We start from the raw sequence: 15,136 nt of genomic DNA on the forward strand, positions 1-15,136 counted from the left end.
GGTGGAGATCGATTTGACGGAGATCGAGCGGATGTGAGGCGTTTGAAGCCGGTCCCACCCAGGTGGGACCGGCTTTTGGCTGTTCACGGGCAGGAAGAACCTTAAGGGGAGCTCAAGGGGGAACTTCGGGTCTTGACGGGGGAGTTGGTCTAGTCCATTTTTGGTGCCCAGGTGCAGGGAGCCCCTGATCCGGCGCCGGTGGTCCAGACCTCCGGTGCCGGTTCGGCGCCCCTGTTCCCGTTCCACCTCCACTGGCGTGCCCGCCAGCCCTCGCGGCCCCACCCCGCGCGGGAGGAACCCACGGGCGGCGCGGCAGTTCCCCCACGACCCGGAGGTTCACGAGCACATGAACCGAGTTATCCAGGAGCCGGCGACCCGTCGGCGCCCGAAGGGCCTGGCCGCGCTGGCGGTCGGCACGGCGGCCTCGCTGCTGCTGGGCGCGGGCCTCGCGCTGACCGCGGGCACCACCGCCCAGGCGGCGGCCGGCAACAGCACCGGTGCCCCGGCGACCAGCGGCGGCATCAAGGTCGCCTACTTCGACCAGTGGTCGATCTACGCGAACGCGTACTACCCGAAGACCATCCAGGACACCGGCGTCGCCAAGAACCTGGACTACATGATCTACTCGTTCGCCAACATCCACCCCACCAACCTCACCTGTTTCGAGGCCACCAAGGCCGCGTCCCAGGACGAGAACAACGGCAGCGCGGGTGACGGTGCGGGCGACGCGTTCGCCGACTACCAGAAGACCTTCGACGCCAACACCGCGGTGGACGGCGTCGCCGACGCCTGGGGCCAGCCGATCGCGGGCAACTTCAACCAGCTGAAGAAGCTGAAGGCGAAGAACCCGAACCTCAAGATCCTGATCTCCATCGGTGGTTGGACCTACTCGAAGTACTTCTCGGACGCGGCCGCCACGGACGCCTCCCGGAAGAAGCTGGTCTCCTCCTGCATCGACATGTTCATCAAGGGCAACCTGCCCGTCGACGCCGGCTACGGCGGCGCGGGCACGGCGGCCGGGATCTTCGACGGCATCGACATCGACTGGGAGTACCCGGGCGGCGGCGGCCACACCGGCAACCACGAGTCGGCGGCCGACAAGCAGAACTTCACCCTGCTGCTCAAGGAGTTCCGCGAGCAGCTGGACGCCCAGGGCACGGCGGACAAGAAGACCTACGGCCTCGCCGCCGCGGTCGGCGCCGGCCAGGACAAGATCAAGAACATCGAGACGGACAAGGTCGGCCAGTACCTGACCTTCCTGGACGTCATGACCTACGACATGCACGGTGGTTGGGACGCCAAGGGCCCGACGAACCACCAGGCGCCGCTGTACTCGGGCCCGAACGACCCGATGACCCCGGTCAAGCCGGGCACCGGCAAGTACTCGATCGACGCGGCCATCAAGGCGTGGACCGTGGGTGACGCCGAGTACGGCATCCCCGGCGGCTTCCCGGCCAAGAAGATCAACATGGGCATCCCGTTCTACTACCGCGGTTGGACCGGCGTGCCGAACAACGGCAAGAACGGCCTGTTCCAGACCGCGACCGGCCCGGCCGCCGGTGCCGCGATGAGCGGCAACGTGCCCGGCATCCAGATGTACAAGGAGCTCGCGGGCTTCGTCGACAACCCGGCGAAGACCTTCTGGGACGACCAGGCGAAGACCACGTACTTCTACGACGGCTCCACCTTCTGGTCCGGTGAGGACGCCCGCTCGATCCAGGCCAAGGTCGACTACGCGCACTGCAACGGCCTGGGCGGCTCCTTCGCCTTCTCCCTCTACGACCTGGGCACCAAGACCGCCCTGTTCGACAAGATGGTGTCGGCCACCAACGGCTCCGCCGCCGACTGCCCGGCCGCGCCGACCGCCTCGCCGTCCCCGAGCCAGTCGGCCAGCCCGTCGGCCAGCGCTTCCCCGAGCACCTCGGCCTCGCCGTCGGCCAGCCCGAGCGTGACCAGCTCCCCGTCCTCCACGGTGACCTACCCGACTCCGCCGGCCAACGCCTGCGCCCAGTCGTGGAGCGCCGGTGCGGTGTACGCCACCCCGACCAAGGTCTCCTGGAAGGGTCACAACTACACCAACAAGTGGTGGACCACCAACGAGGACCCCTCGCTGAGCGGTCAGTGGGGCGTCTGGACCGACAACGGCGCCTGCGTCGTGGTCGCGACCCCGTGATCTGAGCACTCGTCAGGAAGGCCCCGGACTCCACTGGAGTCCGGGGCCTTCCGGCGTTCGGGGCGGGGACGGGATCAGGGGACGGGGTCAGAGGTCCTCGGTGCGGCCGAGGGCGTCCGGCTGGCTCTCCTCGATCCGGCGCAGCATCCGGCCGAGCATCTCGGAGAGCGCCGGGCGCTCGTCGGCGGTGATGTCCTGGAGCAGCTCCTCCTCGAAGACCGCCGCCATCCGCATGGACTCCAGCCACTTGGCCCGCCCGTTCGCGGTCAGCTCGATGATCACCCGGACCCGGTTGGCCTCGTCCCGCTCCCGGGTGACCAGGTCCTCGGCCACCATCCGGTCGATCCGGTGGGTCATCGCGGCCGGGGTCAGCCCCAGCCGCTTGGCCAGGTCGCCGGGCCCCAGCTGGTAGGGGCTGCCGGCCACCACCAGTGCCTTGAGCACCTCCCACTCGGCGGGTGTGATCCCGAGCACGGTGAGCTGGCGGCCGTAGGCGACGCTCATCCGCCGGGCGACCCGGGAGAGGGTGGACACGATGGTCTCCACCTGAGGGTCCACGGTGGGGAACTCCCGCTGGTAGACGGCCACCTGCTCGGCGATGGCCAGCTCGCCGGGGTTCGGCGTCGCGGGTCTGGGTGCGCTCATGGCTCCATCCTCCCACGGCTCGGTGCACCTGTTAAGACTTTGACAAGCAAGGCTTCCAGTCCTTAGAGTTTAGGTCTGAAATCTTCTGGGCTTAAGAGTATCTCTTGAAAGGGTGTGCACGGTGGCCGGCACGGTGAAGCAGCAGGGCAGGCGTCTCGGGGCGGGCGGTCCGCTGCGCCGCGTCCAGATCGGAAACGCGCTCAGCGCGTTCGGCAGCGGGTTCACGATGCCGTACATGTTCGTCTACGTGGACCAGGTGCGCGGGCTGGGCTCGCTGGCCGCCGGGATGGTGTTCACCGTCTTCGCGCTGGCCGCGCTCGCCGTGCTGCCGTTCACCGGCCGGGGCATCGACCGGTACGGGCCGCGGCCGGTGCTGCTGGCCGGTGCCGCGATGGCCGCCACCGGCGCGTTCGCCTTCGGGCACGCCACCGGCACGGCCGCGCTGATGGTCTCCTCCTTCCTGTTCGGCGCCGGTGTGACGACCTGTCAGCCCGCGCTGGCCACGATGATCGTGCGCTGCTCGACCAAGGCGAGCCGCTCGCGGGCCTTCGCGCTCCAGTTCACCCTGATCAACCTCGGCATGGGCATCGGCGCCCTGGTCGGCGGCCAGATCGTGGACGTGGCCGAGCCGGCCAGCCTGACCCGCCTGTTCACCATCGAGGCGCTCACCTTCCTGGGCCTGGCCCTGGTGACCGGTACCGCCCGGATCCCGGCCGCCGAGCCGGTGCTCACCCCCGCCGGTGGCTCCAAGGGCCCGCAGGGGCTCACCGCGCTGGTCAGGGACAAGGCGATGCTGCGGCTCTGCCTGCTGGCCGGTCTGATCTTCTTCACCTGCTACGGCCAGTTCGAGTCCGGCGTCGCGGCCTTCGCCACCGACACCGTCGGCACCGCCCCGTCCACCCTGGGCCTGGCGATCGGCGCCAACGCGCTGACCATCGTGGTGCTGCAGATGTTCGTCGTGAAGATCACCGAGCGCCGCCGCCGCACCACGGCGATGGCCGCCGCCGGTGTGGTCTGGCTGGGCGCCTGGCTGATGGCCCTGGTGGCCGGACTGGTCCGGGGCGAGGCGGTGGCCGCCACCGTCGCGATCATCGCGGTCTACGCGCTGTTCGGCGTCGGCGAGTCGCTGCTGGCCCCGACCCTGGGCCCGATCGTCGCCGACCTGGCCCCGGCCCGGCTGCTCGGCACCTACAACTCGGGCTACGCGCTGGTGAAGCAGATCGCCATCGCGGTCGGCCCCGCCGTCGGCGTGCTGCTGGTCGGCTCCGGCACCTGGCCGGTCTACCTGGCCGCGATGACGCTCTGCACCGTGCTGATCGTGGTGCTGGCACTGCGCCTGCGGGTCGAGCTGACGCCGGCTCAGGACAACGCCCGGATCACCGTCGAGAAGCTCGGCACCGCGGCCTGATCCGGCCCCTCGCGAGCCCCACGGCCCGGCCGTCACCCGAGAATGCGTCGGGTGACGGCCGGGTCTACGTTTGAGGGACGTGGAGCGCGTCGGTACGGCCGTGCGGGGTGTCCCGCCGTCCCGGCGCCGGGGGAGGGCGGCACGCCGGACCAGCAGCAGGGGCGCCCCTCCTGAGAGGGCGAGTGCCATGGCCGCCGAACTCCACCCCAAACTGCTGGCCGATCTGCGCGCCGGCTTCGCCGGTGAGGTGATCACCCCCGACGGAGCCGGGTACGACGAGGCCCGCACGGTCTTCAACTCGATGATCGACCGTCACCCCCGGGTGATCGCCCAGTGCGAAGGACCGGCCGACGTGGCCGCCGCGATCGCCTTCGGCCGGGAGAACGGCCTGGAGATCGCCGTCCGGGCCGGCGGCCACGCCGTCACCGGAGCCTCCGTCAACGACGGCCTGGTGGTCGACCTGCGCCGGATGAACTCCGTGGTGGTCGACCCGGAGGAGGGCACCGTACGGGTCGGCGGCGGAGCGGTGATGGCCGACCTGGACCGGGCCACCCAGCCCTACGGCCTGGCCACCACCGGCGGCCGGGACTCCTCCACCGGCGTGGCCGGGCTCACCCTCGGCGGCGGCTCCGGCTGGCTGGAGCGCAAGTACGGCCTGGCCTGCGACAACCTGCTCGCGGTCACCCTGGTGACGGCCGAGGGCGAACTGGTCACCGCCGACGAGGACCGTCACCCCGAGCTGTTCTGGGCCCTGCACGGCGGCGGCGGGAACTTCGGCGTTGCCACCCAACTGACCTTCAAGCTCCATGAGTTGCCCAACTTCACGATGGCCATGCTGCTCTGGCCGCCGGAGGCCGGCCCCACCGTCCTGCGCCGCTACACCGAGTACATGGCGGCCGCGCCCGACGAGGTCGGCGGCGGCTTCGTCTACCTCACCGGCCCGCCCGAGCCCTTCGTCCCCGAGCAGCTGGTCGGCAAGCTGACCGTCGCCGTGCTGCTCACCTACACCGGCGGCGAGGCGGCGGCCCGCGAGGTGTTCGCCCCGATGCTGGCCGACGGCCACGCCGGGGAGATGATCGCCGAGCTCCCGTACGCCGACGTCCAGTGCATGCTGGACGACCCGCCCGGGGAGCGGAACTACTGGTCGGCCGAGTACCTGAGCGAGTTCCCCGGGCAGGCCGCCGACCTGTTCTGCGCCCGGGCGCCGGAGATGATCTGCCCCTCCGCCTCGATCCACGTGGTGTTCCCGATGGGCGGCGCGGTGGCCCGCGGCGCGGGCGACCACCCGGTGCCCTGGCGGGTGGCCCCCTGGGCGGTCCACCCGTTCGGGGTCTGGGAGGACCCGGCCGACGACGCGCGGGGCGCGGCCTGGGTGCACGCGGTGCGGGACGACATGAAGCCCTGGTCGATCGGCGCCGTCTACCTCAACTTCATCGGCGACGAGGGCCCGGACCGGGTCGCCGCCGGGCTCGGCACCGGCAACGCCCGCCGGCTGGCGGCCGTGAAGTCGGCCTACGACCCGGAGAACGTCTTCCACCTGAACCACAACATCGTCCCGGCCTGAGGTGATCGTCCTCGCCTGACCCGCCGTCACGGCTAGGATTCCCGGCAAAGCCGACAAAACTGTCGGACGGTCAGGGCGCAGGGCCAGGCGACGAATCGGCGAGGGCATGACGGCGACGACGCAAGCGGACGTGGGCAGGACCGTCGTCGAGAGGGTGCAGCAGTCCTGGCCGGCCCGGCACTCGGGCTGGCTCGGGCCGGTCGCGGTGGCGCTCTTCGCCGGGCTGCTGCGGTTCTGGAACCTCGGGTACCCCAACGCCTTCGTCTTCGACGAGACGTACTACCCCAAGGACGCCTGGTCCCTGCTCCGGCAGGGCTACGAGGGCGTCTGGCCGGACGACGCCAACGCGCTGATCCTCGGCGTCCCGCAGCAGATCCCGCTGACCAGCGCCCCCGAGTTCATCGCCCACCCGCCGCTGGGCAAGTGGGTCATCTCGCTCGGCGAGTGGGCCTACGGCCTTCACCCGTTCGGCTGGCGGTTCGCGGTCGCCCTGCTCGGCACCGTCACGGTGCTGATGCTGGCCCGGATCGGGCGCCGGCTGCTCGGCTCCACCCTGCTGGGCTGCACCGCGGCGCTGCTGATGGCGGTGGACGGCCTCCAGTTCGTGATGAGCCGGGTCGGCCTGCTGGACGGCGTGCTGATGTTCTTCGTGCTGGCCGCCTTCGGCTGCCTGCTGGTCGACCGCGACCGGACGCGCGAGCGGCTGCCCGCGTACCGGACCGGCGGCCCGTCGGGCGCGGCGGACGGGGACCGGGCCCGGCTCGGGTTGCGGCCCTGGCGGCTGGCCGCCGGGGTGCTGCTCGGCTGCGCCTGCTCGGTGAAGTGGAGCGGCCTCCCCGTGCTGGCCGCCCTCGGCCTGCTGACCGTGCTCTGGGACCAGGCCGCCCGCCGCCGGGCCGGGGCCCGCCGCCCCTGGACCTCGATGCTGCGCCGCGACGCGGTGCCCGCCTTCCTCTCCACGGTCGGAGCCGGAGCACTGGTCTACCTGCTCTCCTGGACCGGATGGTTCGTCACCGACGGCGGCTACGACCGGCAGTGGGCCCAGGGGTCGTCCTGGGTGCCCGCGGCGCTGCGGAGCTGGTGGCACTACCAGCAGCAGATGTACGACTTCAACACCGGACTCTCCACCCCGCACACCTACCAGTCCAACGCCTGGAGCTGGCTGGTCCAGGGCCGTCCGGTCTCCATGTACTGGCAGCAGGTGCCCGACGGCCAGCAGGGCTGCACCAGCTCCGGCGGCTGCGCCTCGCAGATCCTCGCCCTCGGCACCCCGCTGCTCTGGTGGGCGGGCTGCTTCGCCCTGCTGTACGTGTTCTGGCGCTGGTTCTTCCGGCGGGACTGGCGCTCCGGTGCGGTGCTCTGCGCGGTGGCCGGGATCCTCCTGCCCTGGTTCGGCTACCAGGAGCGCACCACCTTCTCCTTCTACATGGTGGTGTTGGTGCCCTTCCTCTGCCTGGCGGTGGCCCAGATGCTCGGCGCCCTGCTGGGGCCCGAGGGGTGCTCGGCGGAGCGGCGGCGCTGGGGCGCGGTGGGGGCGGGCGCGATCGTGCTGGCGGTGATGGGGTGCTTCGCGTTCTTCCTGCCGCTCTACACGGCGGAGGTGATCCCGATGTCGGACTGGCAGGACCGGATGTGGTTCACCACCTGGATCTGATGGCCGCTCAACTGCTGCCCGTCGGACCCGCGCTGGGGGTGGCGACGGCGCTGCTGCTCGCGGCCGGCGTCGCGGTGGCCGGGCTGGGCCGGCTCGGGCACGGGGCGGCGGTGCTGCGGGCCGGGCTGCGGGCGGTGCTCCAGCTGGCCGCGGTGGCGTTGGTGATCACCTGGGTGGCCGGGTCGATGTGGACCTCGGCCGCCTTCGTGCTGCTGATGTTCGCGGTGGCGGTCCGTACGGCGGGGCGGCGGATGGTCCCGGCCGGCCGTGGGTGGGGGTGGGCCGCGGTGCCGATCGGGGCGGGGGTGTTCCCGGTGCTGCTGCTCCTGCTCGGCTCCGGGCTGCTGCCCTTCCAGGGCCTCTCGGTGATCCCGGTCGCGGGCATCCTGACCGGCGGCGCGCTGACCGCCACCTCCTTGGCCGGGCGCCGTGCGCTGGACGAGCTGACGCAGCGTCGGGGAGAGGTGGAGGCCGCCCTGGCGCTCGGTTTCGAGGAGCGCGACGCCCGGCTGGAGATCTGCCGCACGGCCGCGGCCACCTCGCTGGTCCCGGCGCTCGACCAGACCAGGACGGTGGGGCTCGTCACGCTGCCCGGGGCCTTCGTCGGGATGCTGCTGGGCGGGGCCAGCGCGGTGGAGGCCGGGGCGGTCCAGCTCTTCGTGCTGGTCGCGCTGCTGGTGGTGGAGGCGGTGGCGGTCGTGGTGGTGCTGGAGCTGGTTGGCCGGGGCGCGGTCAGCAGGTAGGCTTGCCGGGTTGTTGAAGGGGAGTAGCCCTCCACCGGAGCGTCGACATACTGGCTCGCCCGTACGGGAGCCCGGTGCCCGGGACACCCGTTCGCGGGTGTCGGCGAGACCTTCGGCCGCAGTGCTGTGAACATTGACCAGTGCTGCCGTGCCGAGGCGTCCCCTTCCACGGGTCATCGCGGCGGGCAGCCCCGACCCGATGAAGGGCCACACGCTCCGATGAGTATCACCGTCGCCGCGATCACCTTCGGCATCGTCTTCCTCGCCGAACTCCCCGACAAGACCGCGCTGGCCTCCCTGGTGCTCGGCACCAAGTACCGCGCGAGCTATGTCTTCGCGGGCATCGCCGCCGCCTTCGCCCTCCAGGTGGGCATCGCCCTGGTGGCCGGCCACCTGCTCTCGCTGCTGCCGCAGCGCTGGGTGGAGGGCGTCACCGGTCTGCTCTTCCTGGCCGGCGCGGTGATGCTGCTCTGGCCCAAGGGCGAGGAGGAGGACGAGGGCCACGAGGCCAAGCAGCCCTCCTCCGGCTCCTTCTGGAAGGTGGCCGGCGCGAGCTTCCTGCTGGTCGCGGTCGCCGAGTTCGGTGACCTCACCCAGATCATGACCGCCAACCTGGCCGCCAAGTACGCCGATCCGCTCTCCGTCGGCATCGGCGCCTGGCTGGCGCTGTGCTCGGTCAGCGCCATCGCCATCCTGGGCGGGCAGAAGCTGCTCCAGTACGTCCCGATGAAGGTGATCATCCGGGTGGCGGCCTGCATCATGCTGGCGATGTCGGCCTTCAGCCTCTTCAAGGCCGCCACCGGCTGACGGTCAGCTCCGCTTCTCCAGCGCCGCGCGGGTCTTGGGACCGTAGACACCCCTGGGGTCGCCCTTGACCTCGCGCGGGACGTTGTCCTGGAAGTACTTGACCGCCCGCACGGTCTCCTCGTCGTACACGCCCTCGGTGAAGTCGACGTCCCAGGCGATCCAGGGGAGGGCGGTGAGCAGGCGCTGCTGGAGCTCGGCCACGTCGGGGCCCTCCATGTGGAGCTCCAGCACCCGGGGGGTCGGCGGCGGTGCGGGAGTGGTGGTGCTCGGCGCCGCGCTGGTCGGCGCTGCCGAGGTGACGGGGGCCGGGGCGACCGGGGCCGTGGTGGTGGGAGCGGCGGTGGTGCGGGCCGGGGTCGGCTTGGGCTTGGCGGTGGTGCGGGTGGCGCTCGGGGAGCCGGTGGCCGAGGGGGTCTCGGCGGCCGACTCGGGGGTGGGGGTGGGGCTGGGCTGGTAGGAGCCGACCGGGACGGGCAGGGCGTTGTCGTTCGAGTCCTTCGCCTCGGTGGGGGCGAGCAGGAAGGCCAGGCCGGCGCCGACCGCCGCGATGCCCACGCCCGCGCCGATGATGACGGTGCGTCTGCGCCCGGCCGACTCCTGCTCCTGCTGGCGCCGCTCGGCCCGGCCGCCGGGAGCGCCCTGGGGCACGTTGCGGAAGCCGAAGACGCCGAGGTCGGCCTCGGCGGTGGGCGGCGGCGGGGGCGGGCCGGGCACCAGCTGGAGGTCCGCGATCTGCTGGACCGGGATCGGTTGCTGGGTGGGCGCGGGCGGCACCGGGTACCCGGGCGGTGCGGGCGGAACCGGGGGGAGCAGCTGGGTGGCGGCGGCGTCCTGCGGCGGCGCGGCCATCGGCGGCGCGGGCGGCATCAGCTGGGTGGCGAAGCCGTCCGGCGGGACGGGTGGCATGACCTGGGTGGCGAACGGGTCGTCCGCCGGGGCGGCCGGGGCGGGCACGTACGGCCGGACCAGCGGCCCCTCGTGGTGCTCTCCCGGCATGGGCCGGCCTCCTCGGTGGTGGTGGCGCTCGAACGGGGCTGATTATGCAGGAGGTTCCGGTGGGTGGACAGGGACGCAGGGGAGCTTGTCCGGGTTGGTGCCGAATCCGGACAGGTGAAGGATCGGTGGCCGTCAGCGGTACGGATGGCGCTGCGACCTGATGCCGAATCAGACATTTCTGACATCATGGGGGAATCTGTCTGATCATCATCCCGGGTGCGGTGCGGGTACCGTGCGGGCCCCGAGCAGCGAGGAGCGGGCATGGCGGAGGCGGCCACGCCGGTGCGGTCCGGGGAGCCGGAGCCCCCGGGGGAGACGGTCCACAAGCTGTGGGTGCCGATCGGCGCCCTGCTGCTGGCGATGCTGCTGGCGGCGCTCGACCAGACCATCGTCTCCACCGCGCTGCCCACCATCGTCAGCGACCTGGGAGGCCTGGAGCACCTCTCCTGGGTGGTCACCGCGTACATGCTGGCCTCCACGGCCGCCACCCCGCTCTGGGGCAAGCTCGGCGACATGTACGGACGCAAGCGCTTCTTCCAGGCGTCGATCGTGCTCTTCCTGATCGGCTCCGGCCTCTGCGGACTGGCCCAGAACATGGGCGAACTGATCGCGTTCCGCGCGCTCCAGGGCCTGGGCGGCGGCGGTCTGATGGTGCTCTCGCAGGCGATCGTCGGCGACCTGGTCCCGCCGCGCGACCGCGGCAAGTACCAGGGCCTGTTCGGGGCGGTCTTCGGCGTCACCAGCGTGCTCGGGCCGCTGCTCGGCGGCGTGTTCGTCGACAACCTCAGCTGGCGCTGGGTGTTCTACGTCAACCTGCCGATCGGCATCGTGGCGCTGCTGGTGATCGCCGCCGTGCTGCACGGCAGCGAGGTGAAGCGGCAGCACACCATCGACTACCTCGGCACCGTCCTGATCGCCGCGGTCGCCACCTGCCTGGTGCTGATGACCTCGCTCGGCGGCACCACCTGGGAGTGGGGCTCCTGGCAGATCATCGGCCTCGGGGTGCTCGGACTGCTGCTGCTCGCGGTCTTCGTCCAGGTGGAGCGCCGGGCGGTGGAGCCGGTGCTGCCGCTGCGGCTGTTCCGCTCGTCGACCTTCAGCCTGGTCGCGGTGATCTCCTTCGTGGTCGGCTTCGCGATGTTCGGGGCGCTGACCTACCTGCCGACCTTCCTCCAGGTGGTCATGCAGGTCTCGCCGACCATGTCCGGCATCCACATGCTGCCGATGGTGCTCGGCATGCTGCTCACCTCGATCGGCTCCGGCCAGATCGTCTCCCGCACCGGCCGCTACCGGGTCTTCCCGATCGCCGGCACCGCCGTGACGGCGGTCGGCCTCTGGCTGCTCTCCCGGCTCACCGAGCACAGCTCCACCACCGAGATGAGCCTCTACTTCCTGGTCTTCGGCCTCGGGCTCGGCCTGGTGATGCAGGTGCTGGTGCTGATCGTGCAGAACTCGGTCGGCTACGAGGACCTCGGCGTGGCCACCGCCGGCGCCACCTTCTTCCGCTCGATCGGTGCCTCCTTCGGCGTCTCGATCTTCGGCACGATCTTCGCCAGCGGGCTCAACCGGCGCCTGGTCGAGGACCTGACCGGCGTTCAGCTGCCGCCCGGCTTCAGCCCGGAGGCGATCTCCTCCGACCCGCGCTCGATCGCCACCCTGCCCGCGCCCGCCCAGGCCGGGATCTACCACGCCTACGCCGAGTCGATCACCCAGGTCTTCCTCTACGCGGTGCCGGTCGCGGTGCTCGCCTTCGTGCTCGCGCTCTTCCTGCGGGAGCAGCCGCTGCGCACCACCGTCACCGCCCCCGACCTCAGCGAGTCGATCGGGGTCAACCCGGTGGAGCGCTCCTCGCTGGACGAGATCGCCCGGGCCCTGTCGGTGCTCGGCACCCGGGACGCCCGCCGCGACCTGTTCCGCCGGATCACCGCCGAGGCCGGGCTCGACCTCAAGCCCGCCTCCAGCTGGCTCATCCTCCAGATGCACCGCCACGGCTACGCCGAACCGGCCGAACTGGCCGAGCACAAGACCGTGCCGGTGGCCGTCATCGAGGAGGCCGCCCGCGAGGTGGAGGGCCGCGGCCTGGCGGTCCGCAACGGGCTGCCGCTGCGCCTCACCGAGGCCGGGGCCGAGGTCGCGGACCGGCTGGTCGCCGCCCGCCGCTCCCAACTCGCCAAGCTCCTCGGCGACTACGACGAGCAGCAGTTCACCGAACTGGCCGACCTGCTCACCAAGCTCAGCTCCCAGCTCGGCGGCGACCGGCCCGACCGGGCCCCGCAGCCGCCGCAGCGCGGCGAGGGCCGGACGTACTGAGGCGGCCGCCGCAAGTGCCCGCGGGGGACGGCCGGACTGCCCCCGGTGACCGACGGACACTGCCCGGGAGTACGTCAACTGGCGGAGGTGGGTACGCGCTCCGTCGATAGGGTCTGTTCCCGCCGCCACTGATCCGGAGGGCCTCACCCGTCATGCGCATCGGACTGTCCATTCCCCAGTACGGCCGGTTCGCCGGCCCCGGGCTGTCGGCCCGGCTCGCGGCCGACGCGGAGCAGATCGGCTACGACAGCCTCTGGGTCGGCGACCGCATCCTGGTCCCGCGCGAGCCGCAGAACCGCTACCCCGGCGGGACGGGCGTGGCACCCGACGAGCACCGGACCTTCCTGGACCCGCTGACCCTGCTCACCGTCGCGGCCGGCGCCACCCGCCGGGCCCGCCTGGGCACCAGCACCCTCAATGCGCTCTGGTACCCGCCGGTCCTGCTGGCCCGTACCCTCACCACCCTCGACGTGGTCAGCGACGGCCGCCTGGACGTGGGGCTCGGGCTGGGCTGGTCCAAGGACGAGTACCAGGCGGCGGGTGTCCCCTGGCGCGGCCAGGCGGCCCGGCTGGAGGAGACGCTGGACGTCCTGGAGCGGATCTGGGCCGACGGCGAGGAGGTCTCCCACACCGGCGACCTGTGGACCGTCCCGCCCTCCGCCATCCAGGCCAAGCCCGTCCAACGCCCGCGCCCTCCCCTGCTGTTGGGCGGCACCAGCCCCGGCGCCCTGGAGCGGGCCGGCCGCCGCGCCGACGGCTGGCTCGGCGTCGGCCTCCCCCTCCCGGCCCTCACCTCCCTCTGGACCACCGTCCGCGGCCACGCCGAGGCGGCCGGCCGCGACCCCGACGCCCTCCGCTTCGTCCTGCGCGTCAACCCCGTCCTCACCCCGACCGAGGACGACCGCACCCCCGGCCGCGGCACCCCGCACCAGCTCGCGGCCTACCTCTCCTCCGCCGTACGGCAGTTGGGCGCCGAGCCGCTGATCGACCTGCACTTCGCGGCCCGGGACGGGGACGAGTACCTGGCCCACGCCCAGACCCTGCACGACCTGCTGCGGGACGCCGTCTGACTCACGTCCGCACCCGGTCGTCGTCGGTGGCCCCGGGTGGCAGCACGGTGTAGACGCCGGACGGGTGCTCGACGGACTGCGCCAGGAGGAGGTGGACGTTCACCGAGGAGGGCCAACGGGTGCCCTCCAACGACCAGCGCAGGCCGACCAGTTCGGGACCGGTCAGAGGAACATCGGTGAGGTCGGCCCGGGTCACGTCGTCCAGCAGGCCGGCGTGCAGCTCGGCGCAGAGGCCGGGGCCGCGTGGGACGTCGAGCAGGTCGGCCAGGCTGTCGTCCAGGGTCTCGCGCTGCCGTGTCGCCACCGCCAGGGCGTGGTCCAGCGGGGCGGCGCTGTGCCCGGTGGCGGCCGCGAGGTAGGCCGCGAGAGCGACCGACAGGGCCGACCAATCGGCGCGGGAGCCACGGGTCAGCAGGTTCAATCCGAAGCGCACCTGGTGCACCTCGCTGTCCAGGGAACGCACGACGTCGAGCACGAGGCGGCGGGCGCGGGTGTCGAATCCTTCGGCCCGCACTCGGTGCTGTGCGGCCGCCAGTTCGGAGCCGCCGGTGACGCCCAGCTCGGCCGCTGTCCTGGCGGCCCTGCCGAGGTGGCTGCGCAGTCGGAGGGTCGGGGCCGTCGGGGAGAGGGTCTCGGCCAGGGCGAGCGTTCGGTGGACCGACTGGAGGACCCGGAGCAACCGCGTCGCCTCCTCGGTGAGGACGGCCACCCGCACAAGCGGGTCCTGGCGCAGTCCCAGCTGTCGACCGACGGTGAGGTCGGGCCGGTGCGGAGCTCGCCCGGAGGTCGGCCGGAGGAGCGGAGAGAGACCGGATTCCACGTCGATGACTCTGTCCAACTCCTCGACCAGGGCCGCGTGCCGGGCGGACACGCTGAGCTCCTGGAGGCCGGACTCCAGGTCGAGGGAAGCGTCGATCTGCTCCACCAGGTGGCGATGGAGCGCGGTGAGGGGGTCCCGGGAGCTGGTCACTCCGTCTCCTTCCGGCGGGCGAGTTCGGCGGCGGCTGCGCGACGGGCCTTCATCAGGCTGGCCCGTACGGCGGCCGGGTCGATTCGGAGCTCTTCGGCGATCTCGGTGGGTGTATGGCCGGCGAAGTGCCAGGCCAGGACCTGCCGTTGGCGAGGTGGGAGGCCGTCGAGGAGGGTGAGGAGCTCCTGGCGGTGTTCCCACTCGTCGAGCTCGTCGGTCCGCAGTCTGGGCAGCCGGGTCTCCGGGAGTTCGTCCACGGGGTGTTCGGCGACGGTGCTGAGGTGGCGCACCAGAGCACGGGAGGCGACGGTGCGGGCCCAGGCGGCGGGGGTGGTGAGGTCGGGCCAGCGGCGGTAGGCCTTGATCATGGTTTCCTGGGCCAGGTCGCGGGCCAGGGTGAGTTGGGCGCCCTGGACCATCAGGAAGGCGACCAGGCGGGTGAAGTGGCTGCGGTAGAAGTCCTCGAACTCCTTGGGGTCGGAGGCCCAGGCGTCGAGCTGTTCGGGCTCGTTCACCTGGCGGCCCCGGGGAGCGTCAGGACGACGCGGCGGCCGTCCGGGTGGTGCTCCTCGAAGCGGCTGCCGGGCGGGAGTTCGCGGGCCAGGGTCTCGATCAGGTGGTGCTGGGTGCGCAACTGGCGGGTCTGCGACCGCAGTCGCAGCCCGAGGGCCACGACCGCGGCGAGGTGGGCCGCGAGCAGGGCGATGGTGCTGCCGAGGAGCGGGTCCATCCGTGCCCTTCCCAGGAGGGTGGGGCCGCCGGTCGACGGCCCGTCACCCACCTAGGGCGTTTCTTT

At 72.1% G+C, this 15,136-nt stretch carries 13 protein-coding genes; 8 read left to right on the forward strand and 5 right to left on the reverse strand.

Features of this window, described 5'->3' with window-relative positions; genetic code table 11:
- The first annotated feature begins 346 nt into the window (after positions 1-346).
- A complete protein-coding gene (locus ABD946_RS18620) occupies positions 347-2,173 on the forward strand; it encodes a glycosyl hydrolase family 18 protein (RefSeq protein ID WP_345284968.1) in 1,827 nt (608 codons plus the stop codon).
- Between the two features lie 87 nt (positions 2,174-2,260).
- Here the strand turns inward: ABD946_RS18620 and ABD946_RS18625 are convergent, their stop codons facing one another.
- A complete protein-coding gene (locus ABD946_RS18625; RefSeq protein WP_345284970.1) occupies positions 2,261-2,818 on the reverse strand; it encodes a MarR family winged helix-turn-helix transcriptional regulator in 558 nt (185 codons plus the stop codon).
- A gap of 121 nt (positions 2,819-2,939) precedes the next feature.
- Here ABD946_RS18625 and ABD946_RS18630 point away from each other — a divergent pair, with 121 nt between their 5' ends.
- The 5 genes from ABD946_RS18630 to ABD946_RS18650 all read left to right on the forward strand — a co-directional run bounded on the left by ABD946_RS18630 (position 2,940) and on the right by ABD946_RS18650 (position 8,994).
- On the forward strand, positions 2,940-4,226 hold the full coding sequence (locus ABD946_RS18630) for an MFS transporter (protein ID WP_345284972.1): 1,287 nt from the start codon (positions 2,940-2,942) through the stop codon (positions 4,224-4,226).
- A 187-nt stretch (positions 4,227-4,413) separates the two neighbouring features.
- Entirely contained in the window at positions 4,414-5,790 is a 1,377-nt protein-coding gene (locus ABD946_RS18635; protein WP_345284974.1) for an FAD-binding oxidoreductase, read from the forward strand.
- A gap of 130 nt (positions 5,791-5,920) precedes the next feature.
- Positions 5,921-7,444: a dolichyl-phosphate-mannose--protein mannosyltransferase gene (locus ABD946_RS18640; protein ID WP_380150485.1), complete on the forward strand. Its 1,524-nt coding sequence runs from the start codon at positions 5,921-5,923 to the stop codon at positions 7,442-7,444.
- Positions 7,444-8,187, forward strand: coding sequence for an ABC transporter permease (locus ABD946_RS18645; RefSeq protein WP_345284978.1), 744 nt, complete (start codon positions 7,444-7,446; stop codon positions 8,185-8,187). The genes ABD946_RS18640 and ABD946_RS18645 overlap by 1 nt, the downstream gene beginning before the upstream one ends.
- A 219-nt stretch (positions 8,188-8,406) precedes the next feature.
- A complete protein-coding gene (locus ABD946_RS18650; protein WP_345284980.1) occupies positions 8,407-8,994 on the forward strand; it encodes a TMEM165/GDT1 family protein in 588 nt (195 codons plus the stop codon).
- A 3-nt stretch (positions 8,995-8,997) separates the two neighbouring features.
- Here the strand turns inward: ABD946_RS18650 and ABD946_RS18655 are convergent, their stop codons facing one another.
- Entirely contained in the window at positions 8,998-9,990 is a 993-nt protein-coding gene (locus ABD946_RS18655; RefSeq protein ID WP_345284982.1) for a peptidoglycan-binding domain-containing protein, read from the reverse strand.
- 261 nt (positions 9,991-10,251) lie between these two features.
- Here ABD946_RS18655 and ABD946_RS18660 point away from each other — a divergent pair, with 261 nt between their 5' ends.
- Both ABD946_RS18660 and ABD946_RS18665 read left to right on the forward strand, forming a co-directional pair.
- The gene (locus ABD946_RS18660; RefSeq protein WP_345284984.1) at positions 10,252-12,300 is read left to right on the forward strand and encodes a DHA2 family efflux MFS transporter permease subunit; all 2,049 of its coding nucleotides are present in this window, start codon (positions 10,252-10,254) and stop codon (positions 12,298-12,300) included.
- A gap of 152 nt (positions 12,301-12,452) precedes the next feature.
- The gene (locus tag ABD946_RS18665; protein WP_345284986.1) at positions 12,453-13,370 is read left to right on the forward strand and encodes an LLM class flavin-dependent oxidoreductase; all 918 of its coding nucleotides are present in this window, start codon (positions 12,453-12,455) and stop codon (positions 13,368-13,370) included.
- Between the two features lies 1 nt (position 13,371).
- On the opposite strand, the gene ABD946_RS18670 is transcribed toward ABD946_RS18665, so the two are convergent.
- Genes ABD946_RS18670 through ABD946_RS18680 form a run of 3 tightly spaced genes read right to left on the reverse strand, consistent with a single transcriptional unit; the run spans position 13,372 to position 15,070 of the window.
- Positions 13,372-14,340, reverse strand: a complete 969-nt coding sequence (locus ABD946_RS18670) for a hypothetical protein (protein ID WP_345284988.1) — start codon at positions 14,338-14,340, stop codon at positions 13,372-13,374.
- Complete coding sequence (locus ABD946_RS18675) at positions 14,337-14,855, reverse strand: RNA polymerase sigma factor (RefSeq protein WP_345284990.1); 519 nt, start codon at positions 14,853-14,855, stop codon at positions 14,337-14,339. Before ABD946_RS18675 ends, ABD946_RS18670 begins: the two co-directional genes overlap by 4 nt.
- Positions 14,852-15,070: a hypothetical protein gene (locus ABD946_RS18680; protein WP_345284992.1), complete on the reverse strand. Its 219-nt coding sequence runs from the start codon at positions 15,068-15,070 to the stop codon at positions 14,852-14,854. The genes ABD946_RS18675 and ABD946_RS18680 overlap by 4 nt, the downstream gene beginning before the upstream one ends.
- Positions 15,071-15,136 lie beyond the last annotated feature (66 nt).

It is taken from the genome of Kitasatospora albolonga, from assembly GCF_039535905.1.
GTDB lineage: Bacteria > Actinomycetota > Actinomycetes > Streptomycetales > Streptomycetaceae > Kitasatospora > Kitasatospora albolonga.